The organism is Sinorhizobium chiapasense, assembly GCF_036488675.1.
Classification (GTDB): domain Bacteria; phylum Pseudomonadota; class Alphaproteobacteria; order Rhizobiales; family Rhizobiaceae; genus Sinorhizobium; species Sinorhizobium chiapasense.
Genome location: NZ_CP133148.1, coordinates 152,245 through 173,347, shown reverse-complemented (window position 1 = coordinate 173,347; position 21,103 = coordinate 152,245). Strand labels below are relative to the sequence as shown.

22 protein-coding genes, 1 tRNA gene and 1 riboswitch are annotated in these 21,103 nt (G+C 61.6%); of the genes, 9 read left to right on the top strand and 14 right to left on the bottom strand.

What is annotated here, in order from left to right; genetic code table 11:
- The first annotated feature begins 51 nt into the window (after nucleotides 1–51).
- Entirely contained in the window at nucleotides 52–630 is a 579-nt protein-coding gene (locus tag RB548_RS00820; RefSeq protein ID WP_331373186.1) for a LysE family translocator, read from the top strand.
- A gap of 27 nt (nucleotides 631–657) precedes the next feature.
- Here RB548_RS00820 and RB548_RS00815 read toward each other — a convergent pair whose 3' ends face one another.
- Entirely contained in the window at nucleotides 658–1,131 is a 474-nt protein-coding gene (locus tag RB548_RS00815; protein WP_331373185.1) for an SRPBCC family protein, read from the bottom strand.
- A gap of 283 nt (nucleotides 1,132–1,414) precedes the next feature.
- On the opposite strand from RB548_RS00815, the gene RB548_RS00810 reads away from it, so the two are divergent.
- The 5 genes from RB548_RS00810 to RB548_RS00790 all read left to right on the top strand — a co-directional run bounded on the left by RB548_RS00810 (nucleotide 1,415) and on the right by RB548_RS00790 (nucleotide 4,963).
- Nucleotides 1,415–1,930: a winged helix-turn-helix transcriptional regulator gene (locus tag RB548_RS00810; RefSeq protein WP_331373184.1), complete on the top strand. Its 516-nt coding sequence runs from the start codon at nucleotides 1,415–1,417 to the stop codon at nucleotides 1,928–1,930.
- Nucleotides 1,931–2,123: 193 nt separating this feature from the next.
- A complete protein-coding gene (locus RB548_RS00805; protein ID WP_331373183.1) occupies nucleotides 2,124–2,783 on the top strand; it encodes a S24 family peptidase in 660 nt (219 codons plus the stop codon).
- Between the two features lie 13 nt (nucleotides 2,784–2,796).
- Nucleotides 2,797–3,606: a thermonuclease family protein gene (locus RB548_RS00800; protein ID WP_331373182.1), complete on the top strand. Its 810-nt coding sequence runs from the start codon at nucleotides 2,797–2,799 to the stop codon at nucleotides 3,604–3,606.
- A gap of 49 nt (nucleotides 3,607–3,655) precedes the next feature.
- Nucleotides 3,656–4,066, top strand: coding sequence for a tellurite resistance TerB family protein (locus RB548_RS00795; RefSeq protein WP_331373181.1), 411 nt, complete (start codon nucleotides 3,656–3,658; stop codon nucleotides 4,064–4,066).
- Nucleotides 4,067–4,150: 84 nt separating this feature from the next.
- Complete coding sequence (locus RB548_RS00790) at nucleotides 4,151–4,963, top strand: sterol desaturase family protein (protein WP_331373180.1); 813 nt, start codon at nucleotides 4,151–4,153, stop codon at nucleotides 4,961–4,963.
- 111 nt (nucleotides 4,964–5,074) lie between these two features.
- Here RB548_RS00790 and RB548_RS00785 read toward each other — a convergent pair whose 3' ends face one another.
- From RB548_RS00785 to RB548_RS00775, 3 genes are all read right to left on the bottom strand, one after another.
- Nucleotides 5,075–5,926 (bottom strand): transporter substrate-binding domain-containing protein, encoded by an 852-nt coding sequence (locus tag RB548_RS00785; protein WP_331373179.1) that lies wholly within the window; start codon nucleotides 5,924–5,926, stop codon nucleotides 5,075–5,077.
- Nucleotides 5,927–6,077: 151 nt separating this feature from the next.
- A tRNA-Gly gene (locus tag RB548_RS00780) sits at nucleotides 6,078–6,152 on the bottom strand.
- A gap of 151 nt (nucleotides 6,153–6,303) precedes the next feature.
- Entirely contained in the window at nucleotides 6,304–7,401 is a 1,098-nt protein-coding gene (locus RB548_RS00775) for a 2'-deoxycytidine 5'-triphosphate deaminase (protein ID WP_331373178.1), read from the bottom strand.
- A gap of 74 nt (nucleotides 7,402–7,475) precedes the next feature.
- Nucleotides 7,476–7,554: riboswitch (SAM riboswitch) on the top strand.
- 43 nt (nucleotides 7,555–7,597) lie between these two features.
- On the opposite strand from RB548_RS00775, the gene RB548_RS00770 reads away from it, so the two are divergent.
- Nucleotides 7,598–8,782, top strand: a complete 1,185-nt coding sequence (locus RB548_RS00770; RefSeq protein ID WP_331373177.1) for an O-succinylhomoserine sulfhydrylase — start codon at nucleotides 7,598–7,600, stop codon at nucleotides 8,780–8,782.
- A 50-nt stretch (nucleotides 8,783–8,832) separates the two neighbouring features.
- Here the strand turns inward: RB548_RS00770 and RB548_RS00765 are convergent, their stop codons facing one another.
- On the bottom strand, nucleotides 8,833–9,447 hold the full coding sequence (locus RB548_RS00765; RefSeq protein ID WP_331373176.1) for a CDP-alcohol phosphatidyltransferase family protein: 615 nt from the start codon (nucleotides 9,445–9,447) through the stop codon (nucleotides 8,833–8,835).
- A gap of 110 nt (nucleotides 9,448–9,557) precedes the next feature.
- Here RB548_RS00765 and apaG point away from each other — a divergent pair, with 110 nt between their 5' ends.
- Nucleotides 9,558–9,950 (top strand): Co2+/Mg2+ efflux protein ApaG, encoded by a 393-nt coding sequence (gene apaG, locus RB548_RS00760; protein ID WP_331373175.1) that lies wholly within the window; start codon nucleotides 9,558–9,560, stop codon nucleotides 9,948–9,950.
- Between the two features lie 56 nt (nucleotides 9,951–10,006).
- On the opposite strand, the gene RB548_RS00755 is transcribed toward apaG, so the two are convergent.
- The 3 genes from RB548_RS00755 to RB548_RS00745 all read right to left on the bottom strand — a co-directional run bounded on the left by RB548_RS00755 (nucleotide 10,007) and on the right by RB548_RS00745 (nucleotide 13,426).
- On the bottom strand, nucleotides 10,007–11,002 hold the full coding sequence (locus RB548_RS00755; protein WP_331373174.1) for an Hsp33 family molecular chaperone: 996 nt from the start codon (nucleotides 11,000–11,002) through the stop codon (nucleotides 10,007–10,009).
- Nucleotides 11,003–11,274: 272 nt separating this feature from the next.
- On the bottom strand, nucleotides 11,275–12,192 hold the full coding sequence (argF, locus tag RB548_RS00750) for an ornithine carbamoyltransferase (protein WP_331373173.1): 918 nt from the start codon (nucleotides 12,190–12,192) through the stop codon (nucleotides 11,275–11,277).
- Between the two features lie 34 nt (nucleotides 12,193–12,226).
- Nucleotides 12,227–13,426, bottom strand: a complete 1,200-nt coding sequence (locus tag RB548_RS00745) for an aspartate aminotransferase family protein (protein WP_331373172.1) — start codon at nucleotides 13,424–13,426, stop codon at nucleotides 12,227–12,229.
- A gap of 416 nt (nucleotides 13,427–13,842) precedes the next feature.
- Between RB548_RS00745 and RB548_RS00740 the strand changes: the two genes are divergently transcribed.
- Nucleotides 13,843–14,361 carry a GcrA family cell cycle regulator gene (locus RB548_RS00740; RefSeq protein WP_331373171.1) on the top strand — a complete coding sequence of 173 codons (519 nt, stop codon included), beginning with the start codon at nucleotides 13,843–13,845 and terminating at the stop codon, nucleotides 14,359–14,361.
- A gap of 80 nt (nucleotides 14,362–14,441) precedes the next feature.
- Here the strand turns inward: RB548_RS00740 and phoB are convergent, their stop codons facing one another.
- The 6 genes from phoB to RB548_RS00710 all read right to left on the bottom strand — a co-directional run bounded on the left by phoB (nucleotide 14,442) and on the right by RB548_RS00710 (nucleotide 20,988).
- Complete coding sequence (gene phoB / locus RB548_RS00735; RefSeq protein ID WP_331373170.1) at nucleotides 14,442–15,125, bottom strand: phosphate regulon transcriptional regulator PhoB; 684 nt, start codon at nucleotides 15,123–15,125, stop codon at nucleotides 14,442–14,444.
- Nucleotides 15,126–15,359: 234 nt separating this feature from the next.
- Entirely contained in the window at nucleotides 15,360–16,073 is a 714-nt protein-coding gene (gene phoU / locus RB548_RS00730; protein WP_331373169.1) for a phosphate signaling complex protein PhoU, read from the bottom strand.
- A 146-nt stretch (nucleotides 16,074–16,219) separates the two neighbouring features.
- Nucleotides 16,220–17,035, bottom strand: a complete 816-nt coding sequence (gene pstB, locus RB548_RS00725) for a phosphate ABC transporter ATP-binding protein PstB (protein WP_331373168.1) — start codon at nucleotides 17,033–17,035, stop codon at nucleotides 16,220–16,222.
- 13 nt (nucleotides 17,036–17,048) lie between these two features.
- Nucleotides 17,049–18,371, bottom strand: coding sequence for a phosphate ABC transporter permease PstA (pstA, locus tag RB548_RS00720; RefSeq protein ID WP_331373167.1), 1,323 nt, complete (start codon nucleotides 18,369–18,371; stop codon nucleotides 17,049–17,051).
- Nucleotides 18,368–19,852: a phosphate ABC transporter permease subunit PstC gene (pstC, locus tag RB548_RS00715; RefSeq protein WP_331373166.1), complete on the bottom strand. Its 1,485-nt coding sequence runs from the start codon at nucleotides 19,850–19,852 to the stop codon at nucleotides 18,368–18,370. Before pstC ends, pstA begins: the two co-directional genes overlap by 4 nt.
- Nucleotides 19,853–19,953: 101 nt before the next feature.
- Nucleotides 19,954–20,988, bottom strand: a complete 1,035-nt coding sequence (locus tag RB548_RS00710) for a substrate-binding domain-containing protein (protein WP_331373165.1) — start codon at nucleotides 20,986–20,988, stop codon at nucleotides 19,954–19,956.
- Nucleotides 20,989–21,103 lie beyond the last annotated feature (115 nt).

Here is a 21,103-nt window from a genome sequence, read left to right as displayed (position 1 = left end):
TCTAGCGACTGGATTAGAGCGTGATCATAGCCAACAGCCAGAACACCGTCCATGCAGCCGCTCAAGTTCGCGCTCGCCATCCTCCTGCTCCTGGCAACGCCCGGGCCAACCAACACGCTGCTGTGGCTTTCCGGTGCGGCGGTCGGAGTGCGGCGGTCGGCTCCGCTGCTTCTTGGCGAGCTCGGCGGTTATCTGACGGTGATCGTACCGGTCGCGGCGCTGGCCGCGCCGTTCATGTCCGCCCACCCGGAGATCGGCCTTATCGTCAAGCTCGTCGCCGCCTGCTGGGTCCTCTTTATGGCTTATGCGCTCTGGGCTCCAATAGGCGAGGCTGCGGTGCGGCCGATCACGCTCGGGCAGGTGCTCATCACCACCGTGCTCAATCCAAAGGGGCTGATCATCGCGCTGGCGATCATGCCGCAGGCGGGGCTGGTAGCGATGCTGCCCTGGCTTGCCGCATTCGCCGCGCTGGTGGTGAGTGCCGGCTCGCTCTGGATCATCGCCGGCACCTTCGTTGCGCGGCTGCCAAGGCAGCCGATCGGTCCGCGGCTACCCCGCCGCATCGCTGCCGCCTGCCTCGTTGTGTTCTCCGTCGGCATGGCCGGCAGCGCTCTGGCATCGATGCTGTAAGGCTATTCGACAAATCGCGCCGCGATGTCAGGCCGCTTCGGCCGCTTCACCAAGTTCAGCGGCGAGACGCCCAATCAACTGCTCCCAGCCTTCCCGGCGATATTCGACCTTATCCAGCCCGTCGAGGAAGGTCGCCTGTTCGGTAAAGATGACGTGGGTACCCTTGCCTTCGGGCAGCAGGTCGACGGTGGCGATCGAGGCAGAAATCCGCCGATCATCCTTCGCCATGGTGTAAGCCGAGACGATCCGCCTGTTCTCGACGATGTCGAGATAGACGGTCTCGTTGAAATAGAAGGTCTTGCCGTCCTGGCTGAAACGGCCGCTTTCGCGCCCGCCGACGCGGAAGTCGTGCCGGTATTCCGCGACCGGCCAATTGTCGCCCTTGACGAACCATCGGTCATTCGTTGCAGGATCGGCAAAGGCGTGAAAAACCCGCTCGGGCGATGCCTTGAAGATACGTTCTATGGTGAAACTTGTGTGCTCTGCGGATGGATTTGCCATGGTCTTTCTCCTCTTCAATGGCCGCGCCCGGCAGTTCTCACCGGGAACTTTCGAGACCGACGTCATCGCCGGCAATCCCGCGACTGCATCGCTCGGCGGCAATCTGATATCGAAATGAAAGCAGTTGCAGATTAACTCCACTGATGCGATAATGCAAGCAGTTAGTCCGATGTGGAAAGGTGCAAACGGCCCGGCCAGCATCCCGCATCTCAACTTGCCAGAATCGTTCACGTTCATGATCTTGGGCTCAGTCGCAAAATCATCGTGATCTACAGGGACCAGCATGACAGACGACCATCGCTCCGGTTGCCCGATCAATCTCTCGCTCGAAGTCTTCGGTGACAAATGGAGTCTGCTGATCATCCGAGACATGATTTTCGGCGGCAAACGGCATTTCCGCGAACTTCTTCGCTCGCAGGAGGGCATCTCCTCCAACATTCTCGCCGATCGGCTGAAGACGCTGGTGGAAATGGGTATGCTGACGAAGAGGGATGATCCCAGCCACAAGCAGAAGGCGATCTACAGCCTCACCGAGATGACGATCGCATTGGTGCCGATCATGGCGCATCTCGGGGCCTGGGGCCGCCGTTATCTGCCGGTCAGCGAAGAGCTGAGCATCCGCGCGCAGCTGATGGAGGAAGGCGGCCCGGAACTCTGGGAGCGGTTCATGGACGAACTGCGGGTCGAACATCTCGGCGCCGCGCCTGCGGTTCCGGACGGACCCACGGTGCGGCAGACGCTGCAGGCGGCCTATGATCAGGTCATGGCAAGGAAGGCAAAGGAGCAGGAGCTCGCCTGACCGCAGCCACTGCATGTTTCCTTAAATCGTAGCCGAAAGTCCTACGGCGTCCTTTGCGCGTCTGATCAGACGCGCGGCGCTGTTGCCGACAAAGGACTATTTTCCTTCGCATTCTTTACGGCCATTGCCTGCTTCGCTAATGTAGACGGAAGGCAGAAGGAATGGCGTCCCTCGCCCTTCCGGAGTGGATCGAATGCTCTCACACGACAGCATCTGGCGCGCCATCGACGCGCTGGCCGAGCGCCATCGGCTGTCGCCGTCCGGCCTGGCGCGTCGCGCTGGTCTCGATCCGACATCCTTCAACAAGTCGAAGCGCCAATCCGCCGACGGTCGCGACCGCTGGCCCTCGACGGAATCGATCTCGAAGATCCTGGAGGCAACCGGTTCGTCCGTCGACCAGTTCATGGCCCTCATCCGCCCGGCAACGAGAAAGAGCGTGCCGGCGGACGAGCGGGAGCAATCGGCGGACATCCCACTCATTGGCTTTGCCCAGGCCGGCGCCGGCGGCTTCTTCGACGACGGCGGCTTCCCCGCCGGTCAAGGCTGGGACGTGGTCGACTTTCCTGCAGCGCTTGAGCGCCACTCTGGCATCTACGCCCTGGAAGTCCAGGGCGACAGCATGCTGCCGCTTTATCGCCACGGCGATGTTCTGATTGTCGATCCGACCGCGCAGGTGCGGCGCGGCGACCGCGTCGTCGTCAAGACCTGCGAGGGCGAGGTGATGGCGAAAGTATTGTCGCGGCAGACACCGCGCGGCATCGACCTCTTGTCGCTCAACCCGGATCACCCGAACCGCAATTTCGAAATGTCAGACGTGGAGTGGATCGCCCGGATCATCTGGGCCAGCCAGTAGGATATCTTTCCTGATGCGGCAGCAGTCGTTCACAATCGCTGGCGGGCTTTTCGCCCTGCTGCTTTACGCCGGCATCCTCTGGGCCGGTGTCGCCGCAATCCGCGACCCGGAAAGTGCCGGACCGGATTTTCCCCTCGAAACGCCGGACGTGGCAACGATCGAAGCGCCGGACCCGCCGGCAGAGGTGCCCGCCGACCCACAACCTCCAGCAGTCCCCGAGCAGAAGGCCAGTACCGGAAAGGTCGACCGACTGCCGGCACGGACAATCGAGCCGCAGCTTTTCGCCCTGCCGGAGGACGGCATCGCGCAGCCGCTCGAGCGTGTTGCACCACGCCCGCCGCTCTCCGAACCAAAAGAAAAGCCGGCAGCAACCACGATTGTCTTCCAGCGTCCGGTCGCGCTTGCCGCCGGATTGATCCGCTCGGGCGACACGACCGTCCAGCTCGAGGATATCGAACCGGAAAACGCCGAGAAAACCTGCGAGGGCAGCGGCCGCAGCTGGCCCTGCGGCATGGTCGCGCGTACCGCCTTTCGTAACTTCCTGAGGGCGCGCGCGCTCGTCTGCGATCAGCCCGAAGAGAATTCCGAGAAAACCGTTACGACAGCCTGCAAGGTCGGGAACGAAAACCCAGCGGAATGGCTCGTCAGCAACGGTTGGGCGACACCACTGCCTGGCAGCCCCCTTGAAGCCAAGGCGGAAGCCGCCCGAAGCGCAAAGCTTGGCTTCTACGGCGACGACCCGCGCGATCTGAGCCGCGCGCCGCTCATCATCGATGAACCACCGGTGGCGACAATACCGGAGGACACGGCACCAGACTTGTAAGCCCAACCCGAAATTCCTAACTGCCCCTCAGTCACAGGAGTCCGGTCAAATGCCGCCAAGCCTCAGCCAGCACGAAGCCTTCGTCTATGTCATGGTGATGATGTCCGCTGTCGATCGGAACATGACCGATGACGAATTTGCCCGCATCGGTGAGCTCGTCCGGTTTCTGCCCGGCTTTGACGGTTTTGATGAGAACAGGCTGATCGACATTGGCCGCGAGTGCTCGGCCCAGCTTGCTGCGCCGGAGGGCCTAGACGTCATTCTTGAAATGATCCGCGAAGCCTTGCCGCAACGGCTTTATGACACGGCGTATGCACTCGCCGTGGAGCTTGCTGCCGCCGATCAGCGTATTCGCAACGAGGAAATCCGGCTCTTGCAATTGCTGCGCGACCGGCTGGGCCTCGACAAACTGACCTGCGCTGGCATCGAACGCGGCGCGATCGCGCGCTTCAGGAAATAGATTCCCTAACCCAGAATCGCCGGAGGCGCGGGCCGGCTCCCCGCTGTTCCGGGCGACTGGAGCGCATCGACGAGGTCTAAACGGATGCTGTTTTACGGTGTTGCGGAACCGCTTTGGCGCCTCATCGCCTTTGCCACTGCCTTCGCCCTCCTCGCGCTGCTCGAACTCTCTCATCCGCGCCTGGAACGACCGGAGCTCGTGAAAGCGTTGAAGGCCCGTCGCTGGGCGACGAACCTTTCGATTCTCGTTCTCTCCTCGGTCTTCCTGCGCATCGTCTTTCCGGCCGCAGCCACGGGCGTTGCGCTCTGGGCCGACGCCCACCGATACGGGGCGCTGCCCGCACTGGGCGTCCCAGCGCTGCTTTCCGGCCTAATCGCCTTCGTCGTGCTGGATTTTGCCGTCTGGCTGGAGCACGTTGCCTCCCATAAGCTGCCGATCCTTTGGCGTATCCATCGCGTCCATCATGCCGATCCGGGGGTTGATCTGACGACGGCACTCCGCTTCCATCCTTTGGAAATTCTTCTCTCGATGGTGTGGAAGGCGGCGATCATTGTTTTACTCGGCGCCCCTGCCCTGTCCGTGCTGCTCTTCGAAATCGTCCTCAACGCCGGCGCCATGTTCAACCACGCCAATCTGCGCCTACAGCCCAAGATCGAGCGGCGGCTGCGGTGTTTCATCGTCACGCCAGACATGCATCGCATCCACCACTCCGTCGAGGGGATCGAGACGGATTCCAACTACGGCTTCAACCTTTCAATCTGGGACCGGCTGTTCTCCACCTATGTGGCACAACCGGCAAGCGGCGACGATGCCATCGAGACGGGCCTCAAGGCCTATGGGCGCGACGCGCCGATCAAGCTCGCCTGGTCGCTGATGCTGCCTTTCCGGCGTGGCTAGAGCGGTGAACGCACAAAGGACGCTCTAGCACTTTGATTCTAGAGCATCTTATCCGCTTTCAGCGATTCCACTTGAAAGCGGGATGCTCTAGGAGCGCTGGCTCCGCTTCGATCAATAAATGCCGTTCGGGAAGTAGCGCAGATAGATCTCCTCGAGCCTGCCGCTGCGCGACAGCGCCAGCAAGGCGTGATCGATCGCCTGGGTCAATGCCGGCTCGGCCTTGCGGTTCATGATCGTCAAACCTTCCCCTAGGTAGTGTTGCGAGAAATAAGCGCCATTGAGCAAGGCACAACATCCTCCGGCGACACTGGCCGAAACCCAGAACGAGAGCTGCATGCCGTCGGAGAAGACGGCCGCAACCGAACCCTGCCGCAAAGCCGAAAGCATCGCCTCCCGGTCTGGAAAGGCCTTGGGCTCGATTTTCGGGAAAAAGGCCTTGAGCATGGCCTCGTGCGTCGTGCCGGACACGACGCCGACGGGCTTGCCTTCGAGCTCAGCCGCGTTAGCCACGGCATCTTCTGCCTTCGTGTTGACAGCGAAACGAGCCGGCAACTGCATGAAAGCCCTGGAGAAGGCGAAACGCTGGCGCAGTTCCGGGCGAACTGCGATACCCGCGACGACGGCCTCCCCCTGGCCTTGTTCGAGCGCCGGGATCAGTTCCGCATAGGTCACCGCCTGAATCTGGCATTTGTCCTCGATCTCAAGCTCGCGGCAGATTTCGCGGGCGAGGTCGACGTGGAAACCCGAAAGCTTGCCCGATTGGTCGATGAAATTGAACGGCGGAAAATCGACCGTCGTCAAAAAGCGAAGCCGTGCAAGTCCGGTCAGGTCCGGCCGGGCGATGCGTTCGCGGGCGTCGAAGAGAAGCGGCAGATCCCGCGGTTGCGCAAGCACCGGATCGGCGACGAGGAAGGCGCAGAGCGCAAGGATTCCGCAAATACGTAGACTCAGAGCACGCGTCATTACGATCCGATACTTGGAGCCGCGGCCTGGAACACGCGGATTCGGTTTGGTTTTCCAAAGATTATCGAGATGTTGCCCGACTGGCTACAGGAACCTCGATCGCACGAGCCATCCCGGAGTTCCATCATATCGTTGGACGAGACAAGAAAAATGGAGCGGGTGATCGGGATCGAACCGACGACATCAAGCTTGGGAAGCTGGCGTTCTACCACTGAACTACACCCGCGACAGAAGCGGAAATTTCCTCAACAACCGCGATCTGTCAAGCGACTAGATCATTTCATTCCGTCATTGAACAGCGAAATGATCCAGTTCCTTGAAGCTACGCGATTCCGGACGGAAAACCGTTACACACTTTTCCTGGAATTGCTCGGGGCTCACTCGGCGCGAAAATGCTTGGAAAGCTTCAGGCCTTGGGCCTGATAGTTCGAGCCAAGGTCGAGGCCATAGAGACCTTCCGGCCGCTCCATCATGTGCTCGTAGACGAGGCGGCCGACGATCTGCCCGTGCTCCAGGATAAACGGCACTTCGTGGCTGCGGACCTCCAGCACCGCCCGACTGCCGCTGCCGCCGGCCAAGGCGTGCCCGAAGCCCGGATCGAAGAAGCCGGCATAGTGGACGCGGAACTCGCCGACCAGAGGATCAAAGGGTGTCATTTCGGCCGCGTAGAGCGGCGGAACATGCACCGCCTCGCGCGAGACGAGGATGTAGAACTCGTCCGGATCGAGGATCAGATCGTCGCGGCCGCGGCTGTAGAGCGGCTCCCAGAAATCGAAGATCGGATGCTCCGCCTTCTTGTCGACATCCACGACCGAGGTATGGTGCTTGCCGCGGTAGCCGATGAGGCCGTCCGGACCGGTGCCCTTGAGATCGATCGAAAGCGCAATGCCGCCGCCGGTGACGTTGGGCCGCTCGCTTGCGACGAGCACGTCGCTTTCGTGCAGCGCCAGAAGCTCCTGTTCGGAGAGCATCGACTGACCAACGCGGAAACGGATCTGCGACAGGCGTGAACCGCGCCTGACGACGATCGGAAAGGTGCGCGGGCTGATTTCCAGATAGAGCGGGCCGCTGTAGCCGGCGGGGATCTTGTCGAACTCCTGCGCCCTGTCGGTGATGACGCGCGTGAAGATATCGAGGCGTCCGGTCGAACTCTTCGGATTGGCGGAAGCCGACATGTTTTCCGGCAGTGCGAGGCTCTCCATCAGCGGCACGATATAGACGCAGCCCGTTTCCAGCACCGCCCCGACCGTGAGATCAATGACATGCAGTTTCAGGCGGTCGAGCTTGTCGGCAACAAGATGGGCCGGGCCGGGCATGAAGCTCGCCCGGACGCGAAACGCCTTGGCGCCGAGGCGCAGGTCGAGGCTCGCCGGCTGGATCTGGTCATCATCCAGCGGTCTCTCGCTTTTCAAGCGCCCCGTGGCAAACAGCGCGGCAATTGCGCGGTCGGCCAAAATCCCTGTCTCGCGAGCCATTCCGAACCTCATTCCAGTTGCCAGACAAAACCAAACTCCGGGAATTGACGCAAGCGCGCCCAGGCAGTATTGGAGCTTTATCCCGTGGTGATTTGGCCGGTCGGCTTGCAGCCACGTTAAACAAGTAGCTAAAATGGCCGGGTGTCAAACCGGCCCGTTTTCGCGGCCGGTTTTTTTGTTTGAAAGTGATTGTCGCATGAGCAAGACCTGGCGCCCGGCAACCCAACTCGTCCATGGCGGAACGCTCCGTTCGCAATACGGCGAAACCTCCGAAGCGATCTTTCTGACACAGGGCTTCGTCTACGAAACGTCCGAAGCTGCGGAAGCCCGCTTCAAGGGCGAGACCGACGGCTTCATCTATGCGCGCTACGGCAGTCCGACCAACGACATGTTCGAAAAGCGCATGTGCATGCTTGAAGGAGCCGAAGACGCCCGCGCCACCGCCTCCGGCATGGCGGCCGTTGCCTCGGCGATCCTCTGCCAGGTGAAGGCGGGCGATCACATCGTCGCCGCCCGCGCGCTTTTCGGTTCGTGCCGCTGGGTCGTGGAGACCCTCGCGCCCAAATACGGTGTCGAATGTACGCTCGTCGACGGCCGCGATCTCGCAAACTGGGAGAAGGCGGTTCGCCCGAACACCAAGGTCTTCTTCCTGGAGAGCCCGACCAACCCGACGCTCGAAGTGATCGACATCGCCGGCGTCGCCAAGCTCGCCGATCAGATCGGCGCCAAACTGGTCGTCGACAATGTGTTCGCGACCCCCCTCTTCCAGAAGCCGCTCGAACTCGGCGCGCATGTCGTCGTCTACTCCGCCACCAAGCACATCGACGGCCAGGGCCGCTGCCTCGGCGGCGTCGTGCTTTCCAACAAGGAATGGATCGACGAAAACCTCCACGATTATTTCCGCCATACCGGCCCGGCCATGTCGCCGTTCAACGCCTGGACATTGCTCAAGGGCATCGAGACGCTGCCGCTGCGGGTCAAACAGCAGACGGAAAGCGCCCGGCTCATCGCCGATTTCCTCGCCGAGCAACCGCAGGTCGGCCGCGTCATCTATCCCGGCCGCAAGGACCATCCGCAGGCTGACATCATTGCGAAGCAGATGACCGGCGGCTCGACGCTGGTCGCCTTCGAACTCAAGGGCGGCAAGGAAGCGGCGTTCGCGCTTCAGAACGCATTGGAAATCGTCCGGATCTCCAACAACCTCGGCGATTCCAAGAGCCTGATCACCCATCCGGCCACGACAACGCACAAGAACCTGACGGAGGAAGCTCGCGCCGAACTCGGCATTTCCGCCGGCACCGTGCGCTTCTCCGCCGGCATCGAGGACAGCGAGGATCTGATCGAGGATTTCGCTCGCGCGTTGAAGAGCGTGACGGCCTGATCAACCCGCTGCTTCAACTGACGCCGCCCGTCATTACGCGGGCGGTTTCTTTATCGCGGCTCCAGGAAGCTGAGGCGGGCAAGAACGATCCGCGATACGGCCGTGTAGAGGCAGACGACCGCGAACACCGCCGCGAGAGGTGGGAACCACGCGGGAAACAGGCAGAAGGCTAGGAAAACAATGATGGTCTCGGTCGCCTCGGCGAGCCCGGTCGTGAAATAGAGCGACTTTGCTCCACGCACGCTGGTCGTCATTGCGCGCTTCTCGGCCATAATGGCATAGGCGAGAAAGCTCGATCCGTTGACATAGAAGGAGAAAAGCAGAAAGGCGCCGGCAAGGCCGTTTGCAGATGGATCCGCGACGATGAAGGCGAGCGGGACTGCGCCATAGAAGGCGAAGTCGAGGACGATATCGAGAAACCCGCCGAAATCCGTGCGGCGGCTGGCGCGCGCCACGGCCCCGTCGAGACCGTCACACAACCGGCTGAGCAGGATCATGACGGCGCCGGCGAGATAGAACCGATATGCGATGAGGCCCGCGGCCGCCAGTCCGAGGCCAAGACCGACAATCGTGATCGTGTCAGCCCTTACGCCGCGCCTGACGAGAGCGACGCCCAACCGGTCAAGAAGCGGATCGAGCCGCCTGCGCACCGCACCGTCGAGCATGGATCTCGGCTCCGTCTAATTTGAATGGGACTCATGCAATCTTGCTGTTATTCTTGCCGAAACCATATTGCAGTAGAATACCCGAATAAATTTGGCATAAGGTGTTGCACATGTATCGTGCCCTGACTCGCGACATCGAAGTCACGGTGGAACCGTACTATCTGGAAGAACAGTCGGATCCGGACGATAGCCGCTATGTCTGGGGCTATCGCATCGTCATCTCTAACCATTCCGAAATCACGGTTCGCCTGATGACCCGTTACTGGCACATCACCGACGAGAACGGCCAAGTGGACGAAGTGAGTGGCCCCGGCGTGATCGGCGAGCAGCCTCTGCTCAACCCCGGCGACACTTACGAATACTCCTCCGGTTGCCCGCTGGATACACCCTCGGGCGTCATGTTCGGCCACTACAGCATGGAGGCCGAGGACGGAGAGACCTTCAATGTCGCTATCCCCGCCTTCTCGCTCGATTCGCCCGGGCTGGTCCGCACCCTGAACTGAGGGCGCGGACCAAACACCGTTCGGACATCAGTTGAAATGCATCAGGTGGAGATGCATCACTGAGGGCGCACTTCGCTCGCCTCGAAACGATAGGTGGTGGAGCAGAACTCGCACGTCACCTTGACCTCGCCGTCTTCGATGCTGCTTTCGATGTCGTCGCTGTCGAGCCCCGCCAATACTCCCCGGATCTTCTCGCGCGAGCAGCTGCAGCGATCATAGACCGCTTGCGGCTGATAGACGCGGACCCCGCGTTCATGGAACAGTCGGTAGAGCAGCCGTTCCGTTCCGACGGTCGGATCGGTCAGTTCGTCGGTGTCGATCGTCTCGACCATCACCTTGGCTTCCGACCAGAGATCATCTTCCGCGAAGAGCTGGAGAGCTTCGCCTTCGTCGCCATCGCCGCCCGGAAGGTCCGGCTGGCGCATGCGTTCGGGGGCGTCCGGCAGGAACTGGGCAACCATGCCACCAGCGCGCCAGCGGTGCCGCGGCTTTCCGTTCTCGTCGCGATCGAGAAGCTCGGCAACACCAAGGCGCACCTTGGTCGGAATCTGCTCCGACTGGCGGAAATAGGCGCCAGCGATTTCCTCGAGCGTTGCACCGTCGAGTTCGACAATACCCTGGTAGCGCTGCATGTGAGCGCCCTGGTCGATGGTGAAGGCAAGAACCCCCTTGCCGAGGAGCTCATGGGGCTGCGTGCGTCCACCCTGCTCGGCCGCGGCGAGCGCCTCCTCGCTGTAACGGGCATAGGCGCGGACCCGATCCGGGGTCGAAAAGTCCGCGACCACAAGATCGACCGGACCGTCGCCCTGGGTCTGAACGATCAGCTTGCCCTCAAACTTCAGCGACGTGCCGAGCAGCACCGTCAGCACCACTGTCTCTGCAACCAGACGCGCCACCGGCAGCGGATAATTGTGCCGCTCCAGGATGGCGTCGAGCATCGGCCCGAGCTGCACGGCGCGCCCGCGCACGTCGAGCCCTTCAACGTGGAAAGGCACAACGTGGTCGTCACCGGCAAAATCGAATTCGCCAAGCCCCCGTGCTGTTTCTGTCATATCTTGCTCCTTGCATCGCAGGCGAAAGCTGCGTGGAGACATCGGCATCCCCGGCGCAGCCTGCCCGCCATCTCATTTTGACCCTGTCGCGATCGAATTTTTCCAGAAGGCATGTGCATTCCGACGGTGCGCAGCACGCGCCCGCAATGCACAATGGCTGATGGCGGCCACTACCCGGCAGCAGAACCGAAGCCGCCCGCTTGCCGCCTAAATTGTGTTTCAGCTCGATAAATTCAATAGGAGTCTCGGTTTCTAAAGATCGGTACTGCTCCTCAGACGATGCCCATGCACCAGGCAAGGATCGATTTCTGCGCGTGCAGCCGGTTTTCCGCCTCGTCGAAAACGACCGACTGCGGGCCGTCAATGACCTCGTCCGTCACCTCCTCGCCGCGGTGTGCCGGCAGGCAGTGCATGAACAGCGCGTCCGGGTCAGCATGCTTCATCAGGGCCTCGTTGACCTGATACGGCTGGAAAACATTGTGGCCGCGGGCGCGGTGCTCCTGGTTCATCGACACCCAGGTGTCGGTGACGACGCAATGGGCGCCGGCGACGGCCTGCTCGGCCTCATGGCAAAGCAGGATATCGCCGCCATTGTTGCGCGCCCAGTTGAGGAATTTGTCTTGCGGTTCGGAACCGAGCGGCACCGCCATGTTCATGCGATATCCGAAGCGTGCGGAGCCTTCGATCAGCGAATGAAGGACGTTGTTGCCGTCGCCCGTCCAGGCAATCGTCTTGCCTTTAACCGATCCGCGATGCTCCTCGAACGTCATGATGTCGGCCATGAGCTGACAAGGATGCGTGTCGTCGGTCAAACCATTGATGACCGGCACCGTAGCGTGTTCGGCGAGCTCCAGCAGTCGCCGATGGTCGGTCGTGCGGATCATGATCGCGTCCACATAGCGCGAAAGTACCTTGGCCGTATCACCGATCGTCTCGGCGCGGCCGAGCTGCATTTCAGTTCCGGAAAGGAACAAGGTCTCGCCGCCGAGCTGGCGCATGCCGACGTCAAAGGAGACGCGCGTGCGGGTGGAGGGCTTCTCGAAAATCATCGCGAGCATCTTGCCGGCAAGCGGGCGTTCGGCGGTGCCGTCCTTGGTTGCCGCCTTGCGAACGCGCGCGTCGTCGATGATCGTCCTCAAGTCGGTAGCCGCCATCGCCGAGATGTCGAGAAAATGTCTGGTACCTGTCATTGCTCAAGAATTCCTGTCGTGAGAGTCGGGCCGATCAGGCCGCCGCGTTGCCGCTGTTGCTCCTGACCGCTTCGGCGGCGCGCTCGATCCTTGCGAGCCCTTCTCGGGCCTCGGCGGCGGTGGTGATCAACGGCGGCAGCAGGCGCAGCACGTTTTCGCCGGCCGGAACTGCAAGCAGCTTCTCGGCGCGGATTGCTTTCAACAGGTCAGCCGAGGGCACCTTCGCCTTGATGCCGAGCATCAGCCCGTCGCCGCGGATTTCCTCGATCACATCCGGGAACCGGTCCTTGAGCGACGCAAGCCCCTGCCGGAAAACGAGCGCGACGTCGCGCACCTGCTCCAGGAACCCGTCGGCGAGAACGACATCGAGGACCGCGTTTCCGACCGCCATCGCCAGCGGATTGCCGCCATAGGTCGAGCCATGCGTGCCCGTCACCATGCCAGCAGCCGCCTCTTCGGTCGCAAGGCAGGCGCCCAGGGGAAAGCCGCCGCCGATGCCCTTGGCGACCGCCATGATATCCGGCCGGATGCCGGCCCATTCATAGGCGAAGAGCTTGCCGGTCCGGCCAATGCCGCACTGAACCTCGTCGAGGATGAGCAGCAGGCCGAATTCGTCGCAAAGCGCCCGCAACTCCTGCAGAAATTCCTTGCTGGCCGGGCGGATGCCGCCCTCGCCCTGGATCGGCTCGATCAGGATCGCCGCCGTCTCGTCGTTGATCGCATCCTTGACCGCGGCGATATCGCCGAAAGGAACCTGATAGAAGCCCGGTGCCTTTGGTCCGAAACCCTCGATGTACTTCTGCTGGCCGCCGGCGGCGATCGTCGCGATCGTGCGGCCATGGAAGGCGCCTTCGAAGGTGATGATATGGAATTTTTCCGGATTTCCCTTGGCGAAGTGATGGCGGCGCGCGGTCTTGATGGCGCATTCCAGCGCCTCCGCACCCGAATTCGTGAAGAACACGCGGTCCGCGAAGGTCACCGCCGTCAGCCGGCGCGCCAGACTTTCCTGGCCCGGAATCTCATAGAGGTTGGAAAGATGCCAGACCTTGTCCGCCTGCGCCTTCAGCGCCTCGACGAGGTGCGGATGGGCATGGCCGAGCGAGTTCACGGCAACGCCGGCGGCAAAATCGAGATAGCGCGAGCCGTCCTCGGCAATAAGCCAGACGCCCTCGCCTCGCTCGAAACGCAACGGCGCACGCATGTAGGTGTCGTAGAGCGGCGTTGTTGCGGCCATGGCGAACTTCTCCTTCCGTCCTGTTGGCATCAATATCGGGCGATCGTGTCCGATAAAAATCAAAAATGCCGCCTTTCGGCGGCGCAGGCACTATTCCTATTTCGCACCGCAATGTCAACAAAACCAAGGCTTGCAGCGAGCTTGAACGCGCGGATTCCGATGTGCGAAAAAACCTCCAGCGGGGGCTTGCAAAAATGCAACGGCCAGCCAGCAAGTTGGGGAAAACTCCGAAATCGATTCGGCGCGATTCCCGCGACTCTTGCCACGGAGTCACCCTGCCAGTAGGTTAATATTCAATTACTAGACGCATGCGGCGGACCTAGTCACCAAAAGAGTTATCGCGTTGCAGCTCCGGAGTTTTTCCGGAGCGTGGTGATGGATTCTGCCATCCAACGCCGAGAACGGAGAGTGCAGAAATGAACTGGACTGACGAGCGGGTGGAGAAACTGAAGAAGCTGTGGTCCGAGGGCTTGAGCGCCAGCCAGATTGCGGCACAACTGGGCGGCGTAAGCCGCAACGCCGTGATCGGCAAGGTTCACCGGTTGAGCTTGCCGGGCCGAGCCAAGGCCGGCGGCGCGACCACTGCCGCACGCCCGAAGCGCACCACGTCGGCCCCCCGGGCGCCGAACTATGCCGCGCGCGTCGCCACCCGCACCGTCACCCGCACCGCTGGCGCCACTGTCCTCAAGGAAGAGATCGAAGTCGATCTCGTCGCCGATCAGGACCTCGAACTCGCACCGAACGTCGTCGTCCCGATGTCGCGACGCCTCGGCCTGACGGAACTCACGGAGCGCACCTGCAAGTGGCCGATCGGCGACCCCCTGAAGGAGGAGTTCCATTTCTGCGGCAACGACTCACCGGAATCGTCGCCCTATTGCAGCTATCACACGCGGCTCGCCTATCAGCCTTCCGGCGAACGCCGGCGCATGCGCTGACCGGCCTCGCGCGAACGCAATTGAAAAAGGGGCGGTGACGCCCCTTTTTTTGATGTCCATCGAAGGATGGCCGCCGGCCTTCAGCTTTCAAGCGAATAGCCGGCGCCGCGCACGGTGCGAATGACATCGGGCATGTTCGAGAAATTCAGCGCCTTGCGCAGACGGCCGACATGCACATCCACGGTGCGCTCGTCGACATAGATGTCATGTCCCCAGACGCCGTCGAGCAGCTGCGAACGCGAGAAGACGCGCCCTGGCGAGGACATCAGGAACTCCAGGAGCCGGAACTCCGTCGGTCCGAGCCGGACTTCGCGGCTGCGTCTGTGGACGCGGTGCGTCTCGCGATCGAGCTCGATGTCGCCGCAACGCAACACCGTCGAAAGCACCTCGGGCTTGGCACGCCTGAGCATCGCCTTCACCCTCGCCATCAGTTCCGGTGTCGAAAACGGCTTGACGACATAGTCGTCCGCGCCGGTAGCGAGACCACGAACCCGCTCGCTTTCCTCGCCACGCGCGGTCAGCATGATGATCGGCAGGCGCTCCGTTTCCGGCCGCTGCCGCAGTCGGCGGCAAAGTTCGATGCCGGAGACGCCGGGCAGCATCCAGTCGAGGATCAGGAGATCGGGCAGCCGCTCCTGAAGGCGGATTTCAGCTTCATCTCCGCGCAAGATCGTATCGACGTCGAAACCTTCGGCCTCGAGATTGTAGCGCAGGAGGACGCTCAGCGCCTCCTCGTCCTCGACAACAGCTATCTTCGGCAACATTCGGTCATGCTCCTTCCCACGCGCGGGTGCCATCATGCCACCGCGACACTCTGTGGGCCGCGAAAGATCGCGACCGGACAAGATTAACGCATGCAAACCAAGGCATGCGGCTATCGGGCTCTCGGGCGCCCTAGAGCGCCGTGCGTTCAAAATGAACGCACAAAGGACGCTCTAGCACTTTGATTCTAGAGCATCTTATCCGCTTCCAGTGATTCCACTTGAAAGCGGGATGCTCTAGTCCGTTACTGAGCCCAGCGTCGACGTATTATCGTCCTTCGGCCGCTCACCCTGCGGCTGGGCGCCCGTCGCCATGTAATAGATCGTTTCGGCAATGTTGGTCGCGTGGTCGCCGATACGCTCGATGTTCTTGGCGCAGAAGAGCAGATGCGTGCACGGGGTGATGTTGCGCGGATCTTCCATCATATAGGTCAGCAGTTCGCGGAAAAGCGACGTATAGATCGCGTCGATCTCTTCATCGCGCTCGCGGATGCGGTTCGCCTTTTCCGGCGAGCGAGAGGCGTAGACGTCGAGCACCTCCTTGAGCTGGACCAGGGCCAGCTCCGCCAGATGCTCCAGGCCACGCGCGAGCTTGCGCGGGATGCCGGATCCGGCGACCGCGATCACGCGCTTGGCGGTGTTCTTGCCGAGGTCGCCAACGCGCTCCAGGTCCGCCGCAATTCGAATGGACCCCATGATCTCGCGCAGGTCGGATGCGACCGGCTGGCGCTTGGCGATGGTTACGATCGCCTTCTCACCGATTTGTCGCTCGGCGTCGTCGAGGATCGCGTCGTCGGAAATCACCTTCTGCGCCAGCGCCAGGTCGGAATTCACCAGCGCCCGGACGGAATCCGCCACCATCTGTTCGGCCTGCCCACCCATTTCCGAGACGCGGCGCGTCAGATATTTAAGCTCGTCGTCAAATGCCGACATGATGTGTGTGGATGACATGTTTCGTTCCTTGAATTCGTAACCCGGTTGACTGGAACGCCATGCGCTCAATGAACCCACAAAGGACGCTCCAGCGCTTAGATTCTAGAGCATCTTATCCGCTTTCAGCGATTCCACTTGAAAGCGGGATGCTCTAGTCGCCTGGCTTAACCGAACCGACCCATGATGTAGTCCTGCGTGCGCTGGTCATCGGGATTGGTGAACATCTTGTCCGTATCGTTCTCCTCGACGAGATTGCCGAGATGGAACATGGCGGTGCGCTGCGAAACGCGCGCGGCCTGCTGCATCGAATGGGTCACGATAACGATCGTGAAGTTGGCGCGCAGTTCGTGGATGAGTTCCTCGACCTTCGCGGTGGCGATCGGATCGAGCGCCGAACAGGGCTCGTCCATCAGGATCACTTCGGGGCTGACCGCAACGGCACGCGCAATGCATAGGCGCTGCTGCTGGCCGCCGGAAAGGCCGGTGCCCGGCTCTTGCAGGCGATCCTTGACCTCGTTGAAAAGGCCGGCCTTCTGCAGGCTCGTTTCGACGATTTCGTCGAAATCCGCTTTCGTGCGGGCGAGGCCGTGAATGCGAGGGCCATAGGCGACGTTGTCGTAGATCGATTTCGGGAACGGGTTCGGCTTCTGGAAAACCATGCCGACGCGCGCGCGCAGTTCCACGACGTCGATCGACGGATCGTAAATGTCGTCCTCGTCCAGCGTAATCTTGCCGGTAACCCGGCAGTGCTCGATCGTATCGTTCATGCGGTTCAAGGTGCGCAGGAACGTCGACTTGCCGCAGCCCGACGGACCGATCAAGGCTGTGACGGTGTTTTCACGGATATTGAGATTGACGTCGAAGAGCGCGCGCTTCTCGCCGTAGTAGACCGACACATCCTTGCCGATCATCTTGTAGGGCACCGTATTCATTTTCAGATCCAGAGCTTTTTCCACTGCAGCTTCCGACATCATGTTCATAGTCCTTACCCCACTACCAGCGGCGCTCAAAGCGACGCCGCAAGAGAATTGCGCCCAGGTTCATGAAGACGAGGAAGATCAGGAGAATGATGATCGCTCCAGACGTCCGCTCCACGAAGGCGCGTTCCGGCTCATTTGCCCACATGTAGATCTGCACCGGCAGTGCCGTGGAGGGTTCCAGCGGCGATCCAGGAAAATCGACGACGAAGGCCACCATGCCGATCAAGAGCAGCGGCGCCGTTTCGCCAAGTGCATGCGCAAGGCCGATAATCGTGCCGGTCAGAATGCCCGGCATGGCGAGCGGCAGCACATGGTGGAAGATCGTCTGCATCCTCGACGCACCGAGACCGAGTGCCGCGGAACGGATCGAAGGCGGCACGGCCTTGAGTGCCGCACGCGTGGCGATGATGATCGTCGGCAGCGTCATCAGCGTCAGCACGAAACCGCCCACGAGGGCCGCCGAACGCGGCATGCCGGCGAAGTTGATGAAGACGGCAAGGCCGAGAAGACCGTAAACGATCGACGGTACGGCCGCGAGATTGTTGATGTTGACTTCGATCAGATCGGTGAGGCGGTTCTTCGGCGCGAACTCCTCGAGATAGATCGAGGCGGCGACCCCGATCGGCAGCGCCAGGACCAGCACGATCAGCATCATGTAGAGCGATCCGACGAGTGCGACACCGACGCCCGCCGCTTCCGGGCGGCTCGACGCACCGAACGTGAAGATGCCGGTGTTGAAGCTCTTTTTGAGCACGCCGGCATCGGCAAGCTGGCTCATCCAGGCGACCTGCTGGTCCTTGACCCTGCGCCTGCCCTCATCCACCGACAGGTCGATCTGACCCTTGAAGGCGGAGTCGATATTAGCCTCGGCAAGCATTGTGACCGGGACGGTCTTGCCGATCAGCGACGGGTCGGCAACCACCATGTTGCGCAGCTGCGTGCGCACGCTGGGGGAGATCATATCCGTCGCCTGCTTGAGCAGGGGCCGCTTCGTCGGGTCGAGGCCGAGCTGCTTCACGAGAGCATCGCGAACGAGCAAAGGATAGTTTGCGGTCATCAAGACCTTGGGATCGGTGGCGCGCTCGTTCTTCGGATCGATCACCTTCTCGGAGAACTCGATCGGCAGCGTGATCGTCGTCTGCAGGAAGGCGGTGTAACCGTTGGAGACCACCGTCGAGATGAGGATCGCCAGAAACAGCAGACCAAGGGTGATGGCGGTGATGCCGTAGGCGCGGAAGCGCCGCTCTGCCGCATAACGGCGCTTGATACCAATATCGCGGCGGGTTTCGGCAGGACGGGTGGAGACCTTTACCGTGGGGGAGGCAAGTTCGGTCATTCGTACTGTTCCCGATATTTGCGCACGATGTAGAGCGCGTAGATGTTGAGGCAGAGCGTGATGACGAACAGCGTGATGCCGAGCGCGAAGGCGACCAGCGTCTGCGGCGACGTGAACTCCAGGTCGCCCGTCAACTGATGGACGATCTTGACCGTAACGGTCGTCATCGGCTCGAAGGGGCTCAATTGCATGCGCGCCGCGACACCGGCGGCAAGCACGACGATCATGGTTTCACCGACCGCTCGCGAAGCCGTCAGCAGCAACGCGCCGACGATGCCGGGCAGTGCGGCCGGCAGGATGACCTTCTTCACCGTCTCCGAGCGCGTGGCACCAAGACCGAGAGAGCCATCGCGCAACGCCCGCGGCACCTGGGTGATGATGTCGTCGGACAACGAGGAGACGAACGGAATGAGCATGATGCCCATGACGATCCCGGCCGTGATGACACTCTGCGCCTGAATGAAGCTCTGGTAGCTGCCAGTCAGCAGACCGCTCAATTGCGCCGAGATATCGCGCAGGAACGGACCGACCGTCACGAGCGCAAAGAAGCCGTAGACGATCGTCGGGATGCCGGCGAGCACTTCGAGGAGCGGCTTGGCCGTCGAACGCAGCCGTGGGCTGGCGTACTCGGCCATGTAGATCGCGGCGAAGAGGCCGATCGGCACGGCAAAAAGCATGGCGACGAAGGCGATGTAGAGCGTGCCGGCGAGCAGCGGCAGCAGGCCGAACTGGCCGGAGGCGCCTGAATTGCCGGCGGCGGCGAAACGGGGATCCCAGACGGTACCGAAGAAAAATTCTACGGGCGATATCATGCTGAAGAACCGGCCAGCCTCCGACAGCATCGAACCGACAATGCCGATCGTCGTCAGGATGGCGATGGACGAGGCGACGACAAGTGCGCCCAGCATGACCCGCTCCACCTGGTTGCGGGCACGAAAACGCGTCGAGACATTGCGGATCGCGTAGAGAGCACCTGCAACCGCAATCAGAAGCACGACCGCGGTCATCAGCCAACGGCTGTTATAACGCATCGCGTTGAACTGCTGTGCCGCCTCGATCATGTACGGCTCGCCTTCGCCGGCAAGCGGCACGCCTTTGGCCGCGAGCGCCTCACGAAGGTTGGTACTACCATTCTCAACCGCCGCAATTTCAGCGGGGCTCAAACGACTGAGGCCCAAGGCAACGGACTTGACCTGGCCGAGCGCGAGCTGGGTGGTCGCCTCACCCTGGCTCTGCACCGCATCAGGAAGAGCCGAGCGCACGCTTGCATCGACGTAGATCGGCGAGGCAATCAGCCAGGCGGCCAGCACGAGTACGGCTGGCAGCATGGCCCATATGGCGACGTAGCTGCCGTGGTAGCCAGGCAGGGAATGCAGGTTCGCGAGCTTGCCGCCTGAGTGCGCGAGCGAGCGCGCACGACCGGCAAAATAAGCAATGAAACCAATCAAAACAATCAAGAAAAGGAGGAGCGAAGTACTCATCGGCACGTCTCCCTGGTAAAGGCCATGCCAAGCCACCGGCAATATCGAATGAACACGCACCCCGGCGGAACAAGGAGTTGCGCCGGGGTGCGTCTTTATAATCAGAGCATGTTGCCAGCTTCGAAGGCCTTGCGAATTTCTTCGCGCTCGGCGTCCGGAGCGGAAACGAGGCCGTACTCAGCGAGCGGGCTGTCGGGGCCGATCATCTGGTCGTCGATGAAGAATTCGACATATTCCTTGAGACCCGGGACCACACCCATGTGCGCCTTCTTCACGTAGAAGAACAGCGGGCGGGAAACCGGGTATTCGCCCGAAGCGATCGTTTCGGTCGAGGGAACGATGCCGTTGACGCTCGCAACCTTCAGCTTGTCGGCATTGTTTTCGTAGAACGACAGGCCGAATACGCCGATACCGGCCTTGTTGGAAGCGATGCGGGCGAGCGTTTCGGTGTAATCGCCGTCGATGTCGACAGCCATGCCATCCTTACGGACGGCGACGCACTTGGCGAGCTGTTCCTTGGCATCGCTGACAGCAGCCTTGATGACGTCCTGGGCGCCCGATTCCTTGCAGCCTTCAGCGAGGATCTTCTCTTCGAAGACTTCGCGCGTGCCGTGCTTCTGGCCCGGGATGAAGGCGGCGATTTCGGCGTCCGGAAGCGAAGCGTCGATTTCCGACCACTTCTTGTAGGGGTTGGCGACGAGCTTGCCGTCGACGACGACTTCAGCGGCCAGACCCTTGTAGAGGTGTTCCGGCTTCAGGGCGAGGTCGGCGTTGCCGGCGTCGGTTGCGAAGACGATGCCGTCATAACCGATCTTGACTTCCTGGATTTCGGTTACGCCAGCTGCCTTGCAGGCCTCGATTTCGCTGTCCTTGATCTTGCGCGAGGAGTTGGCGATGTCGATCGTGTCTTCGCCGACGCCCTTGCAGAATTCCTTCAGGCCTGCGCCAGAGCCGCCGGATTCGACGACCGGAGTCTTGAAGTCCGGGAAGGCTTCGCCGAAGCTTTCGGCGACGATCTTTGCGTAGGGAAGAACGGTCGAGGAGCCGGCGACCTGGATCTGGTCGCGAGCTGCTGCGACGCCCGCGAACGCGGCGGATGCGACCAGCGCCGCTACAGTGAGTTTAAGAGCTTTCATAGATGTTCTCCCGGAATGGGCTTGTGGTTGGTGCGCTAAGGATCCAGCGCTCTCTTCGCCGTGTAATCGGCCGCCCCTAGTTAGCCGCCGATGGTCACACCTTTTATGTCAGTTC